Source organism: Mesorhizobium sp. LCM 4577, from assembly GCF_001854795.2.
GTDB classification, from domain to species: domain Bacteria; phylum Pseudomonadota; class Alphaproteobacteria; order Rhizobiales; family Rhizobiaceae; genus Mesorhizobium; species Mesorhizobium plurifarium.
Genome location: NZ_MDDU01000024.1, coordinates 142,885 through 165,794 on the forward strand (window position 1 = coordinate 142,885; position 22,910 = coordinate 165,794).

At 64.1% G+C, this 22,910-nt stretch carries 23 protein-coding genes; 15 read left to right on the forward strand and 8 right to left on the reverse strand.

Annotation, left to right across the window (positions count from 1 at the left end; genetic code table 11):
• The first annotated feature begins 9 nt into the window (after positions 1-9).
• The 8 genes from dusB to hflX all read left to right on the forward strand — a co-directional run bounded on the left by dusB (position 10) and on the right by hflX (position 10,119).
• Entirely contained in the window at positions 10-1,038 is a 1,029-nt protein-coding gene (gene dusB, locus LCM4577_RS22335) for a tRNA dihydrouridine synthase DusB (protein WP_071030006.1), read from the forward strand.
• Positions 1,035-2,177: a nitrogen regulation protein NR(II) gene (locus tag LCM4577_RS22340; protein ID WP_071073465.1), complete on the forward strand. Its 1,143-nt coding sequence runs from the start codon at positions 1,035-1,037 to the stop codon at positions 2,175-2,177. Before dusB ends, LCM4577_RS22340 begins: the two co-directional genes overlap by 4 nt.
• Positions 2,174-3,634 (forward strand): nitrogen regulation protein NR(I), encoded by a 1,461-nt coding sequence (gene ntrC / locus LCM4577_RS22345; RefSeq protein ID WP_040982916.1) that lies wholly within the window; start codon positions 2,174-2,176, stop codon positions 3,632-3,634. The genes LCM4577_RS22340 and ntrC overlap by 4 nt, the downstream gene beginning before the upstream one ends.
• Before the next feature lie 120 nt (positions 3,635-3,754).
• Positions 3,755-6,046: a PAS domain-containing sensor histidine kinase gene (locus tag LCM4577_RS22350; RefSeq protein WP_071073467.1), complete on the forward strand. Its 2,292-nt coding sequence runs from the start codon at positions 3,755-3,757 to the stop codon at positions 6,044-6,046.
• Positions 6,036-7,397: a sigma-54 dependent transcriptional regulator gene (locus LCM4577_RS22355; RefSeq protein ID WP_041009338.1), complete on the forward strand. Its 1,362-nt coding sequence runs from the start codon at positions 6,036-6,038 to the stop codon at positions 7,395-7,397. Before LCM4577_RS22350 ends, LCM4577_RS22355 begins: the two co-directional genes overlap by 11 nt.
• Before the next feature lie 81 nt (positions 7,398-7,478).
• A complete protein-coding gene (locus LCM4577_RS22360) occupies positions 7,479-8,342 on the forward strand; it encodes a D-amino-acid transaminase (protein ID WP_071073469.1) in 864 nt (287 codons plus the stop codon).
• A gap of 142 nt (positions 8,343-8,484) precedes the next feature.
• Positions 8,485-8,730: an RNA chaperone Hfq gene (hfq, locus tag LCM4577_RS22365; RefSeq protein ID WP_006202172.1), complete on the forward strand. Its 246-nt coding sequence runs from the start codon at positions 8,485-8,487 to the stop codon at positions 8,728-8,730.
• Positions 8,731-10,119: a GTPase HflX gene (gene hflX / locus LCM4577_RS22370; protein ID WP_071029994.1), complete on the forward strand. Its 1,389-nt coding sequence runs from the start codon at positions 8,731-8,733 to the stop codon at positions 10,117-10,119.
• A 7-nt stretch (positions 10,120-10,126) separates the two neighbouring features.
• On the opposite strand, the gene mazG is transcribed toward hflX, so the two are convergent.
• Both mazG and LCM4577_RS22380 read right to left on the reverse strand, forming a co-directional pair.
• Positions 10,127-10,951 (reverse strand): nucleoside triphosphate pyrophosphohydrolase, encoded by an 825-nt coding sequence (gene mazG / locus LCM4577_RS22375; RefSeq protein ID WP_071029992.1) that lies wholly within the window; start codon positions 10,949-10,951, stop codon positions 10,127-10,129.
• A gap of 81 nt (positions 10,952-11,032) precedes the next feature.
• Entirely contained in the window at positions 11,033-12,217 is a 1,185-nt protein-coding gene (locus LCM4577_RS22380; protein ID WP_071073470.1) for an amino acid aminotransferase, read from the reverse strand.
• 132 nt (positions 12,218-12,349) lie between these two features.
• On the opposite strand from LCM4577_RS22380, the gene LCM4577_RS22385 reads away from it, so the two are divergent.
• The 5 genes from LCM4577_RS22385 (at position 12,350) to LCM4577_RS22405 (ending at position 15,854) form a co-directional block, all read left to right on the forward strand.
• On the forward strand, positions 12,350-12,883 hold the full coding sequence (locus LCM4577_RS22385) for a sigma-70 family RNA polymerase sigma factor (RefSeq protein ID WP_041006726.1): 534 nt from the start codon (positions 12,350-12,352) through the stop codon (positions 12,881-12,883).
• Positions 12,880-13,653: an anti-sigma factor gene (locus tag LCM4577_RS22390; protein WP_071073472.1), complete on the forward strand. Its 774-nt coding sequence runs from the start codon at positions 12,880-12,882 to the stop codon at positions 13,651-13,653. The genes LCM4577_RS22385 and LCM4577_RS22390 overlap by 4 nt, the downstream gene beginning before the upstream one ends.
• A 17-nt stretch (positions 13,654-13,670) precedes the next feature.
• Positions 13,671-14,387, forward strand: coding sequence for a Bax inhibitor-1/YccA family protein (locus tag LCM4577_RS22395; protein WP_040982899.1), 717 nt, complete (start codon positions 13,671-13,673; stop codon positions 14,385-14,387).
• A gap of 177 nt (positions 14,388-14,564) precedes the next feature.
• A complete protein-coding gene (locus tag LCM4577_RS22400; protein ID WP_071073474.1) occupies positions 14,565-15,440 on the forward strand; it encodes an aldose 1-epimerase family protein in 876 nt (291 codons plus the stop codon).
• A gap of 3 nt (positions 15,441-15,443) precedes the next feature.
• Entirely contained in the window at positions 15,444-15,854 is a 411-nt protein-coding gene (locus tag LCM4577_RS22405; RefSeq protein WP_071029981.1) for a hypothetical protein, read from the forward strand.
• A 16-nt stretch (positions 15,855-15,870) separates the two neighbouring features.
• Here LCM4577_RS22405 and LCM4577_RS22410 read toward each other — a convergent pair whose 3' ends face one another.
• Entirely contained in the window at positions 15,871-16,785 is a 915-nt protein-coding gene (locus tag LCM4577_RS22410) for an agmatinase (RefSeq protein WP_071073476.1), read from the reverse strand.
• Between LCM4577_RS22410 and LCM4577_RS22415 the strand changes: the two genes are divergently transcribed.
• Both LCM4577_RS22415 and LCM4577_RS22420 read left to right on the forward strand, forming a co-directional pair.
• Positions 16,699-17,463, forward strand: coding sequence for a lysozyme inhibitor LprI family protein (locus tag LCM4577_RS22415; protein WP_244508407.1), 765 nt, complete (start codon positions 16,699-16,701; stop codon positions 17,461-17,463). The two genes, LCM4577_RS22410 and LCM4577_RS22415, sit on opposite strands and share 87 nt — an antisense overlap.
• A gap of 47 nt (positions 17,464-17,510) precedes the next feature.
• A complete protein-coding gene (locus tag LCM4577_RS22420) occupies positions 17,511-17,828 on the forward strand; it encodes a hypothetical protein (RefSeq protein ID WP_131803497.1) in 318 nt (105 codons plus the stop codon).
• Positions 17,829-17,916: 88 nt separating this feature from the next.
• On the opposite strand, the gene LCM4577_RS22425 is transcribed toward LCM4577_RS22420, so the two are convergent.
• The 5 genes from LCM4577_RS22425 to metG all read right to left on the reverse strand — a co-directional run bounded on the left by LCM4577_RS22425 (position 17,917) and on the right by metG (position 22,826).
• A complete protein-coding gene (locus LCM4577_RS22425) occupies positions 17,917-18,357 on the reverse strand; it encodes a cyclopropane-fatty-acyl-phospholipid synthase family protein (protein WP_083354811.1) in 441 nt (146 codons plus the stop codon).
• A 130-nt stretch (positions 18,358-18,487) separates the two neighbouring features.
• Positions 18,488-19,330 carry an alpha/beta fold hydrolase gene (locus LCM4577_RS22430; RefSeq protein ID WP_071073482.1) on the reverse strand — a complete coding sequence of 281 codons (843 nt, stop codon included), beginning with the start codon at positions 19,328-19,330 and terminating at the stop codon, positions 18,488-18,490.
• Positions 19,331-19,662: 332 nt separating this feature from the next.
• Positions 19,663-20,484 (reverse strand): MBL fold metallo-hydrolase, encoded by an 822-nt coding sequence (locus tag LCM4577_RS22435; protein WP_071073484.1) that lies wholly within the window; start codon positions 20,482-20,484, stop codon positions 19,663-19,665.
• Positions 20,485-20,487: 3 nt separating this feature from the next.
• Complete coding sequence (locus LCM4577_RS22440; protein WP_071029967.1) at positions 20,488-21,282, reverse strand: TatD family hydrolase; 795 nt, start codon at positions 21,280-21,282, stop codon at positions 20,488-20,490.
• On the reverse strand, positions 21,282-22,826 hold the full coding sequence (gene metG / locus LCM4577_RS22445) for a methionine--tRNA ligase (RefSeq protein ID WP_071073486.1): 1,545 nt from the start codon (positions 22,824-22,826) through the stop codon (positions 21,282-21,284). Before metG ends, LCM4577_RS22440 begins: the two co-directional genes overlap by 1 nt.
• Positions 22,827-22,910: the final 84 nt, after the last annotated feature.

A 22,910-nucleotide genomic window follows, 5' to 3' on the forward strand; every position in this document is an offset into this window, starting at 1 on the left:
TTTTTGTGCATGGCTGAACTGACCACATTGGCATCGCCACTCGATGTCGGCGGCGTGAGAATCCGCAATCGGGTTTTCCTCGCGCCGATGTCCGGCATCACCGACGAGCCGTTCCGGCAGCGCGCCCATGCGCACGGTGCCGGCCTTGTCGTGTCCGAAATGGTGGCGAGCGGCGAACTGGCCAAGGGGCGGGCCGGCTGTGATCTGCGTATACGCCATTCCGGCCTGCCGGTGCATATGGTGCAGCTTGCCGGCCGCGAGGCTGCGCACATGGGCGAAGGAGCGCGAATCGCGGCGGGCGAGGGCGCCGACATCATCGACATCAACATGGGCTGCCCGGCGAAGAAGGTGACCGGCGGCTATGCCGGCTCGGCGCTGATGCGCGATCTCGACCACGCGCTGTCGCTGATCGAGGCGGTGGTCGACGCCGTGTCGGTGCCGGTGACGGTCAAGATGCGGCTCGGTTGGGACGAAAGCGCGCTCAACGCGCCGATGCTGGCGCGCCGCGCCGAGCAGGCCGGCGTCAGCATGGTGACCGTGCACGGCCGCACGCGCTGCCAGTTCTATCAGGGCAAGGCCGACTGGCGCGCCATCGCGCGCGTCAAGCAAGCGGTCTCGATTCCCGTGGTCGCCAATGGCGATGTGGGCTCGCCGGAAGAGGCAGCGGCGATCCTCGAACTTTCCGGCGCCGACGCGGTGATGGTCGGCCGCGCGCATTATGGCGCGCCATGGGTCGCGGGCGGCATAGCGATGGCCGCGGCCGGCGCAAACGCACAAGGCATTCCAACAACGCCGCAAGAGTTAACCGATTACGTCGTCTCGCATTACGAGGACATGCTCGCGCTCTACGGCATCGAAAGCGGCCTGCGCCAGGCGCGCAAGCATCTCGGCTGGTATCTCGACCGCCATGCGCCCGATGTTTGCTCCGGGCAGCGCAAACGCATCCTGACGTCCTTCGAGCCACGCGAGGTCGTCGCCGAGCTGCGCCGCGCGTTCGCCGACAGCTCGCCCTCGATCGGCTTACGGAGAGCGGCATGAAGGCCGATGTTCCCCAGCAGCCCGACATGGCGGATGCCGCCAACATCGTGCTCAACACCATCCGCCGCCCGGTCATCATGGTCGACCCCGACGGCTTCATCACGTTTGCCAACGCGGATGCCGAGGACTTCTTCCGCTCCAGCGCGAATATGCTTGCCCGCAATACGCTCTCCAAGCTGGTGCCGTTCGGCAGCCCGTTGCTGACGCTGGTCGACCAGGTCCGAGAGCGCCGCGCGCCGGTCAACGAATACCGCGTCGACGTGTCGTCGCCGCGGCTCGGCATCGAGAAGATGGTCGATCTCTATGTCGCGCCGGTGCCCGAGTTTCCGGGCTCGGTCGTCGTCATGTTCCAGGAACGGTCGATGGCCGACAAGATCGACCGCCAGATGACGCATCGGGGCGCGGCGCGCTCCGTCACCGGGCTTGCCGCCATGCTCGCGCATGAGATCAAGAACCCGCTCTCCGGCATCCGCGGCGCCGCCCAGCTGCTCGAGCTTTCCGCGTCCGACGAGGACCGAGCGCTCACCCGCCTGATCACCGACGAAACCGACCGCATCGTCTCGCTGGTCGACCGCATGGAGGTGTTTTCCGACGAGCGGCCGATCGAGCGTTTTCCAGTCAACATCCACGTCGTTCTGGATCACGTGAAGGCGATCGCCAAGAACGGTTTTGCAAGGCGGATCAAGATCTTGGAGGAATATGATCCATCATTGCCTCCAGTCTTCGCCAACCGCGACCAGCTGATCCAGGTCTTCCTCAATCTGGTGAAGAACGCCGCCGAGGCGATCGGCGCCGACCCGCAGGGCGAGATCGTGCTGTCGACGGCTTTCCGCCCGGGCATCCGCGTTTCCGTACCTGGAACCCAGGACCGTGTCTCGCTGCCGCTGGAATTCTGCGTCCATGACAACGGCCCCGGCGTTTCCGAGGACATCCTGCCGATCCTGTTCGATCCGTTTATCACCACCAAGCCGAACGGCTCCGGCCTCGGGCTGGCGCTGGTGGCCAAGATCGTCGGCGAGCACGGCGGCATCATCGAATGCGATTCGACGCCGCGCGGCACCACGTTCCGCGTCCTGATGCCGGYCTGGAAAGAGACCTCGCAAGGCTCGGGCGACGAAGCTGAAGGRGACCGCACATGAGCGCTCGCGGCAATATCCTGGTCGCCGACGACGACGCGGCGATCCGCACCGTGCTGAACCAGGCGCTGTCACGCGTCGGCCATGAGGTGCGTGTGACCTCGAATGCCTCGACGCTGTGGCGCTGGGTGGCGGCGGGCGAGGGCGATCTGGTCATCACCGACGTGGTGATGCCGGACGAGAACGCCTTCGACATGCTGCCGCGCATCAAGAAGGCGCGGCCCGAGCTGCCGGTCATCGTCATGAGCGCCCAAAACACCTTCATGACCGCCATCCGCGCCTCCGAGACCGGCGCCTACGAATATCTGCCGAAGCCCTTCGACCTCACCGAGCTGCTCAACATCGTCAACCGGGCGCTGGCCGAGCCGAAGCGGCCGAAGCTCGATGCCCGCGCCGAAGACCAGCCGGAGACGATGCCGCTGGTCGGCCGCTCCGCCGCCATGCAGGACATCTACCGCATGCTGGCGCGCATGATGCAGACCGATCTCACGGTCATGATCAGCGGCGAGTCCGGCACCGGCAAGGAGCTGGTGGCGCGCGCGCTGCATGAATATGGCCGCCGCCGCGGCGGCCCGTTTGTGGCCATCAACATGGCGGCGATCCCGCGCGACCTCATCGAATCGGAACTGTTCGGCCATGAGAAAGGCGCCTTCACCGGCGCCCAGAACCGCTCCAGCGGCCGTTTCGAGCAGGCCGAGGGCGGCACGCTGTTCCTCGATGAGATCGGCGACATGCCGATGGAAGCGCAGACCCGGCTGCTGCGCGTGCTGCAGCAGGGCGAATACACCACGGTCGGCGGCCGCACGCCGATCAAGACCGATGTGCGCATCGTCGCGGCCACCAACAAGGACCTGCGCACGCTCATCAACCAGGGCCTGTTCCGCGAGGACCTCTTCTACCGCCTCAACGTCGTGCCGCTTAGGCTGCCGGCGCTGCGCGAGCGTTCCGAGGACATTCCCGACCTGGTGCGGCATTTCTTCAAGCAGGGCGCCAGCGAGGGCCTCCAGACCAAGCGCATATCGTCCGGCGGCATCGAGCTGATGAAGCGCTACCCCTGGCCGGGCAATGTGCGCGAGCTGGAAAACCTGGTGCGGCGGCTGGCCGCCCTCTACTCGCAAGACGAGATTTCCTCAGAGATCATCGAGTCCGAGCTGAAGACGGGCGAGAGGCCGGTTGTGCCGGACGGCGGCGCGCTCATCCCCGACGATCTGTCGATCGGCCAGGCGGTCGAGCATTTCCTGCAGCGCTATTTCGCCTCCTTCGCCGGCGAATTGCCGCCGGCCGGGCTTTATCAGCGCATTCTCGCCGAGGTCGAATATCCGCTGGTGCTGGCCTCCATGACGGCGACGCGCGGCAACCAGATCAAGGCCGCGGAGCTTCTGGGGCTCAACCGCAACACGCTGCGCAAGAAGATCCGCGAGCTCGGCGTCAACGTCTACAAGTCGTCCAGGCAGCCGTAGCGTTACTTCGTCCTTTCGGTGGATTTTGCCGGGAAAGATTATCTTCCCAGCCACACTTGTTGCATAATCGCCACAATGCGTTGCATACATCCGACGCGATGACCGACTCCGTACCGCGACATGGCCGCTGAGGCTCCGACCCTGACCCAACCGCTTTTCAACCAGACCGGCACGCGTGACGGGCGACGGTTGCTGGCTCTGCCCGGCGTGGTCGCCATTGCCGGCGCGATGATCACGGCGGCCATCTCCTTTGCGATCTTGGTCGGCGCAACCCCCATCGCGCCCACTGCCGACGCRACCTGGGCCCTGGTCGCGGCCAATGCCGTCTTTGTCCTGTTCCTCATCGCCTTGATCGCCCGCGAGGTGCGTCGTATCGTCCTGGCGCGGCGCCACGGCAGGGCTGCCTCGCGGCTGCATGTGCGCATCGTCGCCATGTTCGCGCTGGTCGCCGCCATTCCGGCCATCATGGTGGCGATCATCGCCTCGATCACGCTCGACATCGGCCTCGACCGCTGGTTCGAAATCCGCACCAAGACGATCGTCAACTCGTCACTGTCGATTGCCGACGCCTATGTGCAGGAGAACGCGCGAAACCTGCAGGGCACGACATTGTCGATGGCATACGATCTCGATGCCTCGCGCACGCTCTACGGCCTCGACAAGGGCGGTTTCCTCGACCTGTTGAACAAGGAAGCCGTCGGCCGCGGACTGGCGCATGCGGCCCTGATCAAGCCTGACGGCTCGTTCGTCATGAACGCCAAAACCGATGCCGATTTTCCCATGCCTGAGCCGCCCCCGGGCGCTGTAGACACCGCGGCCGATGGCAAGCCGGTGCTGATAGAGCCGCGCACTCGCAACATCATGGGCGCCATCATCAAGTTGCGCGAGATCGAAGGGCTTTACCTCTATACGATCCGGCTGGTCGATCCCGACGTGATCAAGGCGCGCCAGATCGTCAGGTCCAACACCGACGAATACCGCAACCTGGAAGATAACCGCCGGACCTCGCAGGTCGCCTTCGCACTGCCTTATCTGTCGCTCACGCTGATCATCATACTCTCGGCGATCTGGACCGGCATCGCCGTCGCCGACCGGCTTGTGCGGCCGATCCGACAGCTGATCGGCGCCGCCGACGAGGTTGCGACCGGCAATCTCGACGTTGCCGTTCCCGTGCGCCAGTCCGACGGCGATGTCGCCTCGCTCGGCGAGACCTTCAACAACATGATCCTGGAACTCAAATCGCAACGCAACGAGCTGCTGTCGGCCAAGGATTTGATTGACGAGCGCCGGCGTTTCTCCGAGGCGGTGCTCGCCGGCGTCACCGCCGGCGTCATTGGCGTCGATCCCTACGGCATCATCACCATCGTCAACCGCTCGGCCGAAACCATGCTCGCAATTTCGGCAAATGCGACGCTCGGCCAGAACCTTTCGGCGGTCTTGCCGCTTGTCGGTCGCGTCTTCGAGATCGGTCGGCAGTCCGGCAAGCCGGTCTATCGCGAGCAGGTGACCTTCTTCCGCACCGGCCTGGAGCGCACCTTCAATGTCCAGGTCACGGTCGAGTCCGGCGACGACGGCGAGGAGGAGAAATCCTATGTGGTCACCGTCGACGACATCACAGATCTCGTCCAGGCGCAGCGTTCGTCGGCCTGGGCGGATGTGGCGCGGCGCATCGCGCATGAGATCAAGAACCCGCTGACGCCGATCCAGCTTTCGGCAGAGCGCATCAGGCGCCGCTACGGCAAGGTCATCACCGAGGACCGCGAGGTCTTCGACCAGTGCACCGATACCATCATCCGCCAGGTCGAGGACATTGGCCGCATGGTCGACGAATTCTCGGCCTTTGCCCGCATGCCGAAGCCGGAGATGAAGGCGATAGACCTGCGTGAGTCGTTGCGCGAGGCGTCTTTCCTGGTCGAGGTCAGCCGCTCCGACATCGCCTTCGAACGCGACTTCGGCGGCGAGCCGTTGAAGGGCACTTTCGATAGCCGCCTGATGGCGCAGGCCTTCGGCAACGTCATCAAGAACGCGGCCGAGGCGATCGATGGGCTTGATGCCGACGAACGTTCGGACGGCACAATCCGGATTCAGGCCGGACGCCAAGATGGCGCCATACGAATCGACGTTATCGACAACGGCAAGGGGCTGCCGCGCGAGAATCGCCAACGGCTTCTCGAGCCCTATATGACGACGCGCGAGAAGGGGACCGGGCTTGGCCTCGCTATCGTCAAGAAGATCGTGGAGGACCATGGCGGCCGTCTCGAATTGCACGACGCGCCAGAGGATTTCCATGGCGGCCGGGGCGCGATGATCTCGATCATCCTGCCGCCGGCGACGGTCGTAGCCGCGCCGCCACGCGGTGAAGGTCGAAACGAACACGAACGAGAAACTGAAAAGGTCGATAATGGCGTCTGACATTCTCATCGTCGATGACGAGGAAGACATCCGCGAACTTGTCGCCGGTATCCTGAGCGACGAGGGTCATGAAACCCGTACTGCGCATGACGCCGACAGTGCGCTTGCGGCGATCGCCGATCGCGCGCCGCGGCTGATTTTCCTCGACATCTGGCTGCAGGGCTCGCGCCTTGACGGCCTGGCGCTGCTCGACGAGATCAAGACCATGCATCCGAACATGCCGGTGGTGATGATCTCCGGCCACGGCAATATCGAAACGGCTGTGTCGGCCATCCGGCGCGGCGCCTACGACTTCATCGAGAAGCCCTTCAAGGCCGACCGGCTGATCCTGATTGCCGAGCGCGCCCTGGAAACGTCCAAGCTGCGGCGTGAGGTCTCCGACCTCAAGCAGCGGAGCGGTGAGACCTTCGACCTGATCGGCATGTCGTCGGCCATGAGCCAACTGCGGCAGACCATCGAGCGCGTCGCGCCCACCAACAGCCGCGTCATGATCGTCGGCCCGTCCGGCTCCGGCAAGGAACTGACGGCGCGCGCCATCCACGCGCTGTCGTCGCGCAAGACCGGTCCGTTCGTCACGCTGAGCGCGGCTACCATCACGCCCGAGCGCATGGAGATCGAGCTGTTCGGCACCGAATCGAACGGCACCGAGCGCAAGGTCGGCGCGCTGGAGGAAGCGCATCGCGGCATCCTCTACATCGATGAAGTCGCCGACATGCCGCGCGAGACGCAGAACAAGATCCTGCGCGTGCTGGTCGAGCAGCAGTTCGAGCGGGTCGGCGGCACCAAGCGTGTCAAGGTCGATGTTCGCATCATCTCCTCGACCTCGCAGAACCTCGAGGCGATGATCGCCGACGGCCGCTTCCGGGAGGACCTTTACCATCGCCTGGCGGTGGTTCCGGTCATGGTGCCGGGGCTCGCCGAACGGCGCGAGGACATCCCTTACCTCGTCGACAATTTCATGAAGCAGATCGCGCGCCAGGCCGGCATCAAGCCGCGCCGCATCGGCGACGATGCCTTAGCCGTGCTGCAGGCGCACAACTGGCCTGGCAATGTTCGCCAGTTGCGCAACAATGTCGAACGGCTGATGATCCTGGCGCGCGGGGAAAATCCCGATGCCCCGATCACCGCCGACCTTCTGCCCTCCGAGATCGGCGACGTCATGCCACGCACGCCCAACCAGTCGGACCAGCACATCATGGCGCTGCCGCTGCGCGAGGCCCGTGAGCAATTCGAGAAGGATTATCTGATCGCCCAGATCAACCGCTTCGGCGGCAACATCTCGAAGACGGCCGAATTCATCGGCATGGAACGCTCGGCACTCCACCGCAAGCTGAAGTCGCTCGGTGTATAGCAAGCGCTTGGCCCACGCGATTGTTCATTACGGCCGGGGCGGAATCGCCTAAGAAAGCCGGATATTTCCCCGAGGGTGCCCATGCCGCGCTTTGCCTATGTCAACGGGCGCTATGTCGTCCATGCCCAAGCCAGCGTCCATATCGAGGACCGCGGCTACCAATTCGCCGACGGTGTCTATGAGGTCTGCGAAGTGGCGCGCGGCCATATCGTCGACATGCCGCGCCATCTTGCCCGGCTCAAGCGCTCGCTGAAGGAACTGTCGATCGCCTGGCCGGTCTCGGAAGGCGTGCTGCCGATGCTGTTGCGCGAGGTGGTCAATCGCAATGGCGTGGTCGACGGCCTCGTCTATCTGCAGGTGACGCGCGGCGTCGCCAGTCGCGAATTCGTCTTTCCGCCGGCAGGGACGAAATCGTCCCTGGTCATAACCGCCAGGAAGGCCGACCCGGCCGCAAGCGCGAAGCGGGTGGAGAGCGGCATCAAGGTCATCACCGTTCCGGAGAATCGCTGGGACCGCGTCGACATCAAGAGCACGGGCCTTTTGCCCAATGTGCTCGCCAAGCAGAAGGCCAAGGAAGCGGGCGCCCAGGAAGCCTGGTTCGTCGACACCGACGGCAACGTCAAGGAAGGCGGCTCGTCAAACGCCTGGATCGTCACCCGCGACGGCGTCCTGGTGACCCGGCCGGCCGAGCACGGCATCTTGCGCGGCATCACCCGCACGACGCTTTTCGATGTCGCCGCCAAGCTCGGCCTCAAGATCGAGGAACGCGGTTTTTCGGTCGCCGAAGCCAAGGCGGCGCGCGAGGCTTTCATCAGTTCGGCGACCACGATCGCCATGCCGGTGGTCGAAATCGACGGCGCGCCGATCGCAAATGGCCATCCCGGTTCCATGACACTTTCGTTGCGGCAAGCCTTTTTTGACGTTGCGGAAAAAAGTCCAGCCTGATAACCGCACAACTGGAATGAACCTCAACTATCTCGTTCTGCTTGCCTTTGTATCGGCAAGAGGGGGTTTGCGCGCTTGACAGGTGCCGCGTAATTTGGCGCATTGGCCGCAAACCGAAGGGGATCGGCGAAAGACAAGAAAAATGGCGGAACGATCGCAAAACCTTCAGGACCTGTTCCTGAATTCAGTTCGCAAGAGCAAAAATCCACTCACCATCTTCCTCATCAACGGCGTGAAGCTGACCGGCGTCGTCACTTCGTTCGACAATTTTTGTGTGTTGTTGCGGCGTGACGGGCACTCCCAGCTCGTCTACAAGCACGCCATTTCCACGATCATGCCGAGCCAGCCGGTTCAGATGTTCGATGGCGAGGAAAGCCAGGGCGCCTGATTGGCACGTGATAAGGACGCGGACCGCAGCGTTCGCGGAAAACAAGGACATCAACTCGGGCCGGAAGCCAAGGATCCGACCCGGGCTGTCGTCATTGTGCCGGTGCTTACCCGCCAGCCGCGCGGCGACGAGGAGTCGAGCCGCCCGCGCCTGAGCCGTTCGGCGGACGCGCGCCACGACGAAGCGGTCGGACTTGCCAGCGCCATCGATCTCAACCCGGTCCACACCGCGGTGGTGACGGTCGCAGACCCGCGGCCGGCGACACTGCTCGGCAGCGGCAAGGTGGCCGAATTCGCCGACATCGTGAAGGAGCATAAGGCGGAGTTGGTCATCGTCGACCATCCGCTGACGCCGGTGCAGCAGCGCAATCTCGAAAAGGAATTGAACGCCAAGGTGCTGGACCGCACCGGGCTGATCCTCGAGATCTTCGGCGAGCGGGCGCGCACCAAGGAAGGCACGCTGCAGGTCGAGCTTGCGCATCTCAACTACCAGAAGGGCCGGCTGGTGCGAAGCTGGACCCACCTCGAACGGCAGCGCGGCGGCGCCGGTTTCCTCGGCGGCCCCGGCGAAACCCAGATCGAATCCGACCGCCGCATCCTGCAGGACAAGATCACCAAGCTGAAGCACGAGCTGGAAACGGTGCGCCGCACGCGCGACCTGCACCGTGCCAAGCGCAAGAAGGTGCCGTTTCCGGTGGTGGCGATCGTCGGCTATACCAATGCCGGCAAGTCGACGCTGTTCAACCGGCTGACCGGGGCAGGGGTGCTGGCCGAGGACATGCTGTTCGCCACCCTCGACCCCACCTTGCGGCGCGTGCGGCTGCCGCACGGCACGCCGGTGATCCTGTCGGACACGGTGGGCTTCATCTCCGACCTGCCGACTCATCTTGTGGCCGCCTTCCGGGCGACGCTGGAGGAGGTCGTCGAAGCCGATCTGGTGCTGCATCTGCGCGACATCTCCGATCCCGACACGGCGGCGCAGGCGGAAGATGTCGAACGCATCCTCGGCGATCTCGGCGTCGATGCCGCCGACACGAACCGCGTGATCGAGGTCTGGAACAAGATCGACCTGCTCGACGAAGGCAATCGCGAGCGCCTGCTTGCCGAGAGCGCCAGTGGCAAGGCGCCGCCGATCGCCATTTCGGCGGTGACCGGCGAAGGACTGGACACGCTGAAGGCGCTCATCGAGACGCGCGTGTCGGGCGAGCTGGAAACGATGACGGTGACGTTGAGTCCGACCCAGCTCGGCCAGGTCGACTGGCTCTACCGCAACGGCGACGTCGTTTCGCGCACCGACAACGAAGACGGCAGCGTCACCCTTGCGCTGACGGCCACGCACAGCGCCAGGCAGGAGATAGAGAACCGCCTGCATCGCAAGAGCGGCAGCTAACCCGCTGTTACTTGGCGCTTTTGGCCTGCTGCCAGAGCGATTCCATGTCGTCGAGCGTCGCCTTCTCCAGCGAGCTGCCCGAAGCCGCCAGGGCCTGCTCGACATAGTGGAAGCGCGAACGGAACTTTTCATTGGTGCCGCTGAGCGCCGCCTCTGAATCGAGCTTGAGGTGGCGGCCGAGATTGACGACGGCGAACAGCATGTCGCCGAACTCGTCCTTGATGGGCGCGGCGTCGCCGGTGGCGAGCGCTTCGCGCAACTCGCCGATTTCTTCCTCGATCTTGTCGAGGATTGGGGCTGCCTCGCTCCAGTCGAAGCCGACGCGCGCTGCTCTCTCCTGTAGCTTCAGCGCCCGGGTCAGGGCAGGGAGCGCCACCGGAACGCTGTCGAGAAAACCCTTGCCGTGATCTTCCGGATCAAGCCCGCGGGCGATGCGGGCATTGCGCTTTTCAGCCTTCTCCTCAGCCTTGATCTTCTCCCACATGCCCTTGGCCATGCCGGCGCTGCGGGCCTGCTCGTCGCCGAAGACATGCGGATGGCGGCGGATCATCTTGGTGGTGATGGCTTCGACGACGTCGCCGAAAGCGAACTCGCCGATCTCCTCGGCCATCTGCGCGTGGTAGACGACTTGCAGCAGCAGGTCGCCCAGTTCCTCGCGCAGGTCGTCGAAATCGCCGCGCGCGATGGCATCGGCCACCTCATAGGCCTCCTCGATCGTGTAGGGCGCTATGGTGGAGAAATTCTGCTCGACATCCCAAGGGCAGCCGGTCTTCGGCGCCCTGAGCGCCGCCATGATCTCGATCAGCCGGAAAATGTCTTTCGAGGGTTTCATGGCCTGGAGCCTAGCGCGCTGCCCCCGAGCCGGCCATCCCGGCGGCGGGCCGGCGCGACTTGTCCACAGCTGTCGCAGGCCTCAGTCGAGCACCGAGACGATCGCCTTGGCGAGATCGTCCATCCCGTCCTCCGGCAGGCCGGCGACATTGATGCGGCTGTCGCCGACCATATACACGGCGTGCTCGGTGCGCAGGCGTTCGACCTGCGCCTCGGTCAGCCCGAGCCTGGAAAACATGCCGCGATGGCTGGCGACGAAATCGAAGCGGTCGGAGTTGGACTGTCGGCGCAACGCCTCGGCGAAGGCGACGCGCAACCTCAGCATGCGCAGCCGCATCTCCTCGAGCTCCGTCTCCCAGTCCTTCCTCAGGGCGGCGTCTTCGAGCACCATGCGCACCGCCGCCGCGCCGTGATCCGGCGGCATCGAATAGAGCGCGCGCGCCGCCGCCAGCATCTGGCTCATCACTACGTCGGCCTGGGCGCCGTCCTTGGCCATGATCATCGCCGCGCCCACGCGGTCGCGATAGACCGCGAAATTCTTCGAGCAGCTCGAGGCGACGACCATTTCCGGCACCTTGCCGGCCAGCAGCCGCAGGCCGGCGGCATCGGCGTCGAGACCTTCGCCAAAGCCCTGATAGGCGATGTCGACGAAGGGCAGCAGGCTGCGCTCCAGGAGAACCTCGGCAACCTTGGCCCATTGCGCGGCATCGAGATTGGCGCCGGTCGGATTGTGGCAGCAGCCATGCAGCAGCACGACATCGCCGCTGTTGGCCGTCCTGAGCGCCGCCAGCATCTCGTCGAAGCGGACGGCGCCGGAAGCGGCATCGAAATAGGGATAGTTGCGAACCTCAAGGCCGGCGGCGCGCATCACCGGCAGATGGTTCGGCCAGGTCGGGTCGGACAGCCACACGGTCGCGCCGGCGCGCGTGCGTTGCAGAAGCTCGGCCACCAGCCGGAGCGCGCCGGATCCGCCAGGCGCCTGCGCAGCGCGGATGCGCGAATGGTCCGCCTTATCGCCAAAGGCGAGCTTGATCATGGCGGCGTTGAAACCGGTATCGCCGGCAAGGCCGAGATAGGTCTTGGTGTCCTGGCTCGCCAGCAGCCGCTTCTCGGCCTCGCGCACGGCGCGCATCACCGGCGTCCTGCCGTCGATATCCTTGTAGACGCCGACACCGAGATCGACTTTGCCGGGCCGTGGATCGTTGCGATAGAGGCCGATCAGGGCAAGGATCTTGTCGGCGGGCGCGGGCTGCAGGGTCTCGAACATCGATAAGGCTCCAATGGCGGCGGAGTGATACGCAAATCGATCCCGCCGCGCCAGCGGTTTCCGCTCTGCCGGCGACACGAAAAGAAATGCCGGGCAGGGGATTAAAATCCCTACATGCTCCGTAAACAGGGCATGAAACGGTCGATGGCACGCTTCGATATCGTCGGGCAGTTGGGGTCGCTGCGGCGCTATGCGCGCTCGCTGACGCGCGACGGCGCCGATGCCGAGGATCTCGTCCATGACGCGCTGGTGCGCGCCTACGAGCGGCGCGCGACCTTTCGCTCGGGCGGCAATCTGCGCGCCTGGCTTCTGGCGATCGTGCACAACATCTTCATCGACCGCATGCGCTCGCGCCGCTCCGAGGCCGCGCGCATCGAACAGGCCGGCCTTGTCGCCGACCAGAGCATGCCGGCGTCGCAGGACCATTCGGTGCGCCTGTCGCAGGTCCGGGAAGCGTTTCTTTCGCTCCCCGAAGAACAGCGCTCAGCCCTCCACCTCGTCGCCATCGAAGGGCTGTCCTATCAGCAGGCCGCCGACGTCATCGGTATCCCGCTCGGAACCTTGATGTCGCGCATCGGCCGCGCGCGTGCCGCGCTGCGCGAAATGGAAGAGGGCACGGCACCCAAAGCCAGGCCTCACCTCAGGATCGTGGGAGACGATCAATGACCGCTATTGTCGACCCCGTAACCGATGCCGACCTCGACGCCTATGTCGACGACCAGTTGGATGTCGCCCGCCGCATCGAGGTCGAGGCGCACCTTGCCGCGCGCCCGGAAGCGGCGGCGCGCGTGATGTCCGATTTGAGGACACGCGACGAGTTGCGTGTCGCGCTTGCCGGACCGGCCGGCAGGGCGCGTCCGGCCACAACGGAAGCAGCGCGGCGGCTGGAAAGGGCGCTCGCCAGGGGACGTATCCTTGCCGTGCTGCAGCGGGYGGCGGCCGCGGCCGTGCTGGTCGCGGCTGGCTGGCTGGCCAACGGCGTCTTCGGACCGATCGCGGTGACCAAGGTGGTCGCCTCGACACAGCCACCGGCCTATGTCGAGGATGCGGTCAGGGCGCACCGGACGACGTTGGTGCGCGAGACAATGCCATCGCAGGAAGAGGCGCCGGGCTACAATGCCGATGAGATCCGCGCCGCCACCGCAATCGTCATGCCGTCGCTGCCCGGCGACTGGAAGATCCGCGATGTCCAGGTCTATCCCTCGCAATTCGGGCCGAGCGTAGAGGTGGCGGTCGAGACCAAGGACCTCGGTCTTGTCTCGCTGTTCGCCATCAGGCCGGGCACGTTCGACGTGGTGCAACCGACGGTCGCGCCCTCCGGTGACATTTCAACCGCGTATTTCCAGATCGGCGAGGTCGCCTATGCGGTGGTCGGACGCGGCGACGCCGGCAATCTCGACCGTGCCGCCGAGAAACTCGCCAGAACCCTCTACTGAGAACCAAGGAGAACCAAATGAACAGCCCCAATCTGGGATACCGAATGGGCACCGGCGTCCAGGCCGGAGCCGTCTATGACGAGGGCCTGCGCAAGCACATGCTGCGCGTCTACAATTATATGGGCCTTGGCCTCGTCGTCACCGGCCTCGTCGCCTTCTTCGTGGCCTCGACGCCCGCGCTCTATGTGCCGATCTTCTCCAGCCCGCTGAAATGGGTGGTGATGCTGGCGCCGCTCGCCTTTGTCATGCTCTTCTCGTTCAAGATGCAGACCATGTCGGCCTCGGGCGCGCAGGCGATGTTCTGGGCCTTCTGCGCGGTCATGGGCCTGTCGCTCGCCTCCGTGTTCCTGGTCTTCACCTCGACCAGCATCGCGCGCACCTTCTTCATCGCCGCCACGATGTTCGGCGCCACCAGCCTTTACGGCTACACGACCAGGCGCGACCTGACGCAGTTCTCGTCCTTCCTGATCATGGGCCTGATCGGCGTGGTGATCGCCAGCCTCGTGAACCTGTTCCTCGGCTCGACCGCGCTGCAGTTCGCCATTTCGGTGATCGGCATCGCCGTCTTCGTCGGCCTCACCGCCTGGGACACGCAGACCATCAAGGAACAGTATGCGGAGAATTTCGACGCGGAATCGCAGCAGAAGCTCGCCGTCTTCGGCGCCTTCTCGCTCTATCTGAACTTCATCAACATCTTCCAACTGCTCCTGAATTTCACCGGCGAGCGCGAATAAGCCGGACCGTAGCAGGCAACACTGCCGACCTCGCGTGGCCGGAGGGAAACCTCCGGCCATTTTTGTCGACTACGCACCAAGGCGTCCACGACCAAGGTGCGATCTGGCTGCCGCGCTTGAGTTAACGCGCGGCCTTTTGCTAGCCTGCCGGCCGGATTAGCCAGCCGCGAGGACGCAATGGAACAGCTGACGCTTCACGCTGACGGCATCTCGGCAACCATTGTCGGGCAGGGGGCCGAGCTTGTCTCGCTGCGCGATGGCGACGGCATCGAGCTTCTGTGGCAGGCCGGCCCTGCATGGCGCCGTCATTCGCCGGTCCTGTTCCCGATCGTCGGCCGGTTGAAGGGCGATCAGTTGCGGCACCGCGGCCAAACCTATCCGATGACGCAGCATGGCTTTGCCCGCGACAGGCGCTTTGCCTGGGCGGAGCAGGGGCCGGCTTCCTGCACATTGGTCCTGACGGATGACGCCGAGACCCGAACGCACTACCCCTTCGCCTTTCGCCTGGCCATCGGCTACGAGCTGAGCCCCCGGCAGCTTGGCGTGACCTTCGAGGTCACCAACACCGGCGACGAGCTGCTGCCGGCCTCGATCGGCGCGCATCCGGCGTTCAACTGGYCGCTGCTGCCGGAACTGTCCAAGGAGGCCTATCGGCTGACCTTCGCCGACAACGAGCCGGCGCCGGTGCGCCGCCTGAAGGATGGCCTGCTGCTGCCGGACCCGCAACCGACGCCCATCGAGGAAAAGACGCTGCCGCTTTCCGAAAAACTGTTCGTCGACGACGCTGTCATCCTCGACAAGCCCGTGAACGGCAGCGTGCGCTACGCCGCCGGGCGTGGGCCGGCGATCGAGATGTCATGGCAGGGATTCAACGAGCTGGGCATCTGGTCCAAGCCCGGCGGCGCGCCGTTCCTGTGCATCGAACCCTGGCGCGGCATTGCCAGTCCCGTCGATTTCGACGGCGAGTTCGCCGACAAACCGGGTGTCATGTTGTTCGAGCCGGGCGCCCGGCGCGTGCTGAGCTATCGGATTAGCCTCAGCCGGGACTCGTGAGGCATGGCATATGTCATCAAGGTCGAAATCAAGGATCCTCAGGCAGAGACATTCGTCTTTGCCGCTCAGAAAACCATGTATGGCGGCAAGCACATCGCCGAAGGCGACGTCGCCTTCCTGTTCGCCAGCGAGAACGAAGGCGGGCAGGGACTTGTCGCGCGCGGTATCGTAACCTCCTCGGAGGCTACCCCCGGACGCCCCGATCTCGGGCGGCAGACGCCGCGCGTCAGCATTGCCGTCCGCCGCACCGCGTTGGCGACGAAGCGGTTGGGACGCGATGAGATCAAGCGCTTCAAGGATTGGAAGGATGGCCGGCCCGAGACCGAGCTCAACTTCAAATTCTACCGCCAGGCGACCAACAAGATCGTCGGTGTTTCAGACGCGACGGCGGCGTTTCTGAACAGCTTTTTCTAGGTCATCCTATCGTATCTCAGCCGGTCTGCCGGATAATGGCGCCAATCGCATTGACGAGAAGGCGCGACGCGAGGATGGCCGACAGGCCGTCAATGTCTGCGGGAGAGTAGAGCTCAACGAGGTCGAACCCCGCGATCTTGGCCCGCTTGCCGAGGCCCGCGATCAGGTCGATCACCTGGGTGTAGGTGAGGCCGCCAGGCGTGCGCGCCGCCACGCCCGGCATGATCGAGGGATCGAGGGTGTCACAGTCAAGGGTGACGACGACACGCGCTCGTTCCGGGATGTGCTGCAAAGCGGCTTCGACGCCGTGGGCATGAATCTCGCGCGCGGTCACGAAGCGGCTGCCATAGCGCCGCGCCGCTTCGATTTCGCCGACGCGTGCGCTGCCGACGCTGCGCAGGCCGACCTGCACCATGCCGGCCACATGCGCCATCTCGCTCGCCCGGCGCATCGGGCTCGAATAGCCGTAGCGTTCGCCATGCACCTCGTCGCGCCAGTCGATATGGGCGTCGATCTGCAGGATCCAGATTGGTCCGTGGCCGGCAAACCCAGCCAGGAACGGAATGACGACGGAATCGTCGCCGCCGAGCAGGATCGGCACGGCCGGCAGGGACAGAACCTCACGCGTCCTCGCCTCGATGCGGGCCCGATTGCCAGCATTGTCATGCATGGTGGTCGAGACGTCGCCGGCGTCCACGCAACAGGCCGGTCCGCCATCAAACAGTGAGCCGCCGAGGTCGAAGTCCCAGTGCTCCATCAGCGGGGTATCGTCCTGGCTGGCCGCGCGGATGACGCTGGCCGCCAAGGCATGGCCGCCGCTATCCTGGCCCGGATAGGTCGTGCCGTGACTGGCTCCGAAGATCACAGCGCGCGGCATGCGCCCGTCGGCGAGGCGGTCGGGAAGGCCGAGAAAGGAAGGCAAGGCAGTCATTTTCTGGGTGCTTTCATTGTTGCGCCGCGGCGCGATGGCAGCCTGGGGCAGGGTAGTTGCTTCGGCCCTGAGTTTTGCGACAATCCACGTCTCGCGCAACACAGTGGGGCTACAGCGATGAAAAGCGTTCTGATGCTGGCGGTTTGTGCTTTGCTCCTTGCCGCCTTGTCGCCTGCGACGGCCGGGGAGAAACTGCGTGCCTCAGACAGGGCGGCGCTTGACGGATGCCTGAAATATGTCGGCGATTTTCAAGGTGACGTTCCCGACGTGAACGATACGCCGACGCCGGCCATCCATATCGACAACGCGATCAAGCTCGCCGGACACGAGCCCGCCTCGTGCATCAATTACGTGACCGAGCTGTGTTCTTTCGAGAGCGACGACGGCCGCTCGCAGCTTGGATTGATCGATTGCGCCAACCGCGAGGTTGCCGTGTGGGAGGATCGCCTCAACACCACCTATGCGGCGCTGATGGCCAAGGCCGCGCCCAAGGCTCGCGACGGCTATCGCAAGATGCAACGCGCCTGGATCGCCTATCGCGACGCGCGATGCGCGGCGGAAGCGTCCGCCGAAACCGTCAACACCGATCGCCAGAGCAACATCATGGTCAGCTGCGCGCTCGATGCGACGGCCAGGCAGGCGCTGATCCTCGATGATGAGCTGTCGGATCTGCAGTGATCGGGCTGCGATAGATATTCGAGGTCGTATCGTTTTTCGGAGGTATGATGCCGAAGTTCTCATGGCGGGCAGGGCTCGTTTTCGGACTCTGCGCCACGCCGGTGGCCTTGCTGCTGGCGCTCTTCTCCGCCGGAGCCGGGCATGGCCACTGGGTCTTGGCGCGCGCGCTCTATCCGATACCCATGCTGGTGACGCTGTTGACGGACAAAACCGTCACCAGCCTGTCCGTAGGCTTGGCCGTGGCACAGTTTCCTGCCTATGGAGCATTCGCTGCTCCTGGCGGCAGCAGCCGATGGCTGGCGCTCGTCCTCGTCCATCTCGCTGCAGTCGCAACCGCCTTCAGCGGAGTTCTCGACTATTTCTAGGACTACGGCGCTGCGATGCCGGCGAATAAGGCTCTGAGAGCCACTGCCTGACTGGCGGTGCCTTCGGTGACGCCGAGATCAATGGTTTTCAGGATTTGCAACGAACCAGATCGATCTCTTTTAACGGATCGCCCCCATCGATGAAAAATCTGCCATGCGGCTTCAGCGCCGCCTTGATCCGCGTCAAGGCTGCCTGGTTGGCTTCGGGGTGACGCCCATCGAGCGCGCCGACCCGCATGGCAAAGGCGATATCGAAAAGAGCTTCGCCAGCATTCAAAGCGAAGTCTTCGATTGCCGCACGCCTGAAATCAAGGCAGCCCCAAGCCATCTCGTCAGCCGATCCCGCTCGCGCCAATCGGATTGCCTTCTCCGGGCGGTCGATGGCGAGAATGAAGCCGTCGCCGATGCGGCGAGCGATATCGCGAGCTGCAACGCCCGGACCGCATCCGACCTCCAGGACGCGCAGTCCCGGCTTCAATGGAAGCGCTTCGACAAAGACGCGTATCCGATCTGAGACACCGGCGGCCATGAAATAAACTAATGAACTTAATCAGGGCAGGGCAAGCAAGACTAACTGACAGGGAAGGGTACGCCGACAACTTCCGATCAGGCCTTCAGAATCGATGTAATGTCGTCCAAGCGCCGGCTGTGGGGCTGTCCTATTGTCGTTCCAGAAAGTCAACCATCAGCGACGCGGTTCGGTCGGCATGCGTCTCCAGCAGGAAATGGGGTCCGTCGAGAATGTGTGCTTCCATCCTGGGCAGAGCCCGCATCCATGACAGCGTCTCTGCCAGGTCGAAGAACGTGTCATGCCGACCCCATAGCATCAGGGCGCGCGGCTGCCGGCGCTGCAGATAGTCRGCAATTTCGTCGAAGCGGGCGACGTAATTGCCATAGTCGGCGATGAGCGCGCGCTGCGTCTCCATATTTCCGGGCCGCTGCATTACGCGCCAGTCCTCCTCCCAGCTTTCGCTCGCAATCTGCGCGGCAACATCGTCGGGAACATCAGCAACATACTGGTCCCGCGTGCCTTCGAACGTCAGATGCGCGGTGGCTTTCGCTTCATTGTCTGGATCAGGATTAGCCCAAAAGTCCTGCGTCGCCTTCCATGCTGGCCCCATTCCGCTTCCATGTGCGTTGGCGTTCTGGATAATGAAGCCCAGCATCAGATCGGGTGCCTGCATGGCTATCCGCAGACCGACCGGAGCCCCAAAGTCATGAAGATAGATGTAGCGCGGACCGATCGCGAGGTGGCCAAGCAATTCCGAGATCGCATCGGCGAGGCGATCAAAAGACGGGTCCGGCAGAGCATCGGACATGCCGAACCCAGGCATATCAGGAGCAATCACATAAGCGACCTTCGACAACAAGGGAATGACATGGCGAAACGTCCTGGAGGAACTCGGGAAGCCGTGAAGAAGGAGAAGAGCCGGTCTGGAAGATTCTCCAGCCGTCAGGAAAGACAATTCCGTGCCGCTATTCAACCTGATCCGTGAACGCATCCGAAGATCCTCAAACCGCTCACCAGGCCAACGCGAGGTTCATTGGATGAGTTCCGAACAGATGTTGCCGCCGCAAATGGATGCGCAATGGCTCGGTGCGGCTGTCGAGCAGGGCTGCTTGGGCATCGCGTTATCGGCATCCCGTGGGCCATACAGAAAAGTCGCATAAGATATATTATGGAACTAGAATGCTAGGCACCGGCCAGGGAATTGCCGCGACTTTCGCTATTGGCGACAAGCTCCGTGGACTGGCTGCCGGCGCCGCTTTCACGAATCCGAGCTATCAGCCAAACGCACGAACGGCCGGCGCGGCACCGACTGAGCAGTTGCCGCTATCGTTCTGACTCGTAAGGAATTTCGATCACCATGCCGTCATATGCCGGCGCCACGTGATCCGGCGTCTCCGCCATCACGGCGGCATAATCCAGCGGCACATGCATATGCGTCAGCACGGCATTCCTGGGCGCCAGCTTTTCGATCCACTCCAGCGCCTGGCCGAGCGACAGGTGGCTGGGATGGGTGTTGTACTGCAACGCGTCGATCACCAGCATATCGAGGCCGCCCAAACGCTCGACGGTGGCGTCCGGAAAGCCGCTGATATCCGGGCAATAGGCAAGCCCGCCGATGCGGAAGCCGAGCGAGATGATGTCGCCATGGAACTGCGGCAGCGGCTCGAGGGTGAGGGCGCCCCCCTCGCCTTCGATCACGACCGGTTTCCGGTGGTCGATGATATGGGCGTCGACGATCGGCGGATAGGAGCTGCCGGGCGGCGTCTCGAAGCAATAACCGAACGCCTGGCGCAGCCGCAGCATGGTCGGCTCGTCGGCGTGGATATCGATGCGGCGGCGTTGCTCGAGCACGTAGCCGCGCAGATCGTCGATGCCGTGGATATGGTCGGCATGCGGATGCGTGTAGACGACGGCGTCGAGGCGCTTGACGGAGGCAAGCAGCATCTGCTCGCGGAAATCCGGCCCAGTGTCGATGACGACCGTGGTGCGCGCGCCATTGGCGGCAACGCGCTCGACCAGCGCGGCCGTGCGCATGCGCCGGTTCTTCGGATTCTCGGGGTCGCAATTGCCCCAGTCCCCGGTGATGCGCGGCGTGCCGGGCGATGAGCCGCAGCCAAGAACGGTGAAGCGCAGCCGGTCGCTCATGCCTCAGCCCGCCGCCATGTCGGGACGCGGCATCTTGGTGAACAGCCGAAAGAAGTTGCTGGTGGTGATATCGGCGATTTCGGCCTCGCTGACGCCGATGGTTTCGGCAAGAATCTTCGCCGTATTCACCACATAGGCCGGCTCGTTGCGTTTTCCGCGATGCGGGATCGGCGCCAGGTAGGGCGCGTCTGTCTCGACCAGCAGCCTGTCGTGCGGGACGTCGGCGGCGATGGTGCGCAGCTCGGCGGAATTCTTGAAGGTCAGGATGCCGGAGAAGGAGACATAGCCGCCCAGCGCCACACCGACTTCGGCCAGCCCGCGGCCGGACGAAAAGCAGTGCAAAATGAAGGGGAAGGCGCCCTTCCCTGTTTCGTCCTCGAGGATCGACGCCACGTCGTCGTCGGCATTGCGCGCATGGATGACCAGCGGCAGACCGGTCCGGCGCGCGGCCGCGATATGGGTGCGAAAACCTTGCGCCTGCGCATCGCGCGGCGCGTGGTCGTAGAAATAATCGAGGCCGGCTTCGCCGATCGCCACCACCTTGGGATGGCCGGAAAGCCGCACCAGTTCGTCGGCGGTCACGTCGAGTTCTTCCGCCGCATTGTGCGGATGGGTGCCGACAGAGCAATAGACATCGTCGAAAGTCTCAGCGATTTCAAGGACCTGCTGAAATCGCCTCACGCGCGTCGAGATCGTGACCATGCGGCCCACCCCGGCGGCGAGGGCGCGGGCGACTATAGCCGCCCGCTCCTCGGCGAAGTCCGGAAAGTCGAGATGGCAATGGCTGTCGACCAGCATCAGGCGCTCTGCTCGACATAACGCGGAAACACGCCCTCCGGCGCTGGTAGGGCGGTCCCGGGCACCAGCGCGTGGTCGGCGTGGACGTGCTCGAAAGCGCGCTTGTCCGAAGGCACCGCCAACAGGTCGAGCAGCTTGGCGGCCGACCCCGGAATGAAGGGCTGGCAAAGCAGCGCCACCCGGCGGACCAACTCGGCCGTCGTCCAAAGCACTGTTTCCATGCGTTCCGGATCCGCCTTCTTCAGCGCCCACGGCTCCTGCGACGCGAAATAACGGTCCGCTTCAGCAACGACGCCGAAGATCGCCGCCAGCGCCAGATGGATCCCCTGCTCCGCCATCGCCCGGCGCGAAACGGCCAGYGCTTCGATGGCCTGGTCGAGCATCGCCGTGTCGGCCTCCGCCAACTCGCCGCGCCGCGGTACCGCGCCGCCACAGTTCTTGGCGATCATCGACAGCGACCGCTGCGCCAGATTGCCGAGGCCGTTGGCGAGGTCGGCATTGGTGCGGTTGACGATCGCTTCATGGCTGTAGTTGCCGTCCTGGCCGAACGGCACCTCGCGCAGGAGGAAATAGCGCACCTGGTCGACGCCGTAATGCTCCACCATCGTGAACGGGTCGATGACGTTGCCGACCGACTTCGACATCTTCTCGCCGCGGTTGAACAGGAAGYCGTGTGCAAAGACGCGCTTTGGCAGCGGGATTCCCGCCGACATCAGGAAGGCCGGCCAATAGACCGTATGGAAGCGGACGATGTCCTTGCCGATGATGTGAGCGTCAGCCGGCCAAAACCGCCATTTCTCATCGTTTTCATTGGGATAGCCGACGCCGGTGATGTAGTTGGTTAAGGCGTCGATCCACACATACATCACATGCTTCTCGTCGCCTGGCACCGGCACGCCCCAGTCGAACGTGGTGCGCGAGATCGACAGGTCCTTCAGCCCCGATTTGACGAAGCGCATCACCTCGTTGCGACGCTCGGCCGGACCAATGAAATCGGGCTGGCTCTCGTAGAGTGCGATGAGCCTGTCCTGATAGGCCGACAGCCGGAAGAAATAGCTTTCCTCCTCGACCCATTCGACAGGCGTTCCCTGCGGCCCGTAGCGCACATTGTCGGCCCGGACCTCGGTCTCCTCCTCGCCGTAATAGGCCTCGTCGCGCACCGAATACCAGCCGGCGTAGCCACCCTTGTAGATGTCGCCATTGGCGGCCATCGCCTTCCAGATCGCCTGGGAGGAGGCGTAATGCCGCTCCTCGGTGGTGCGGATGAAATCGTTGTTGGACGCGTTGAGCGCGCTCGCCATGCGCTTGAACTCGGCCGAGTTGCGGTCGGCGAGCTCGCGCGCCGTGATGCCTTCCTTGCGCGCCGTCTGCAGCATCTTGATGCCGTGCTCGTCGGTGCCGGTCAGGAAGTACACGTCCTTGCCGTCCAGTCGCTGGAAGCGGGCAAGCGCGTCGGTGGCGATCAGCTCATAGGCATGGCCGATATGCGGCTTGCCGTTCGGGTAGGAGATCGCGGTCGTGATGTAGAATGTTTCGCGTGACATGAATGAACCGTCATGAATATCTGAATGTGAGTTGTGGCGGTGGATATCGCATCGGAACGTCCATTGCCATCCCGAGGCCAATGC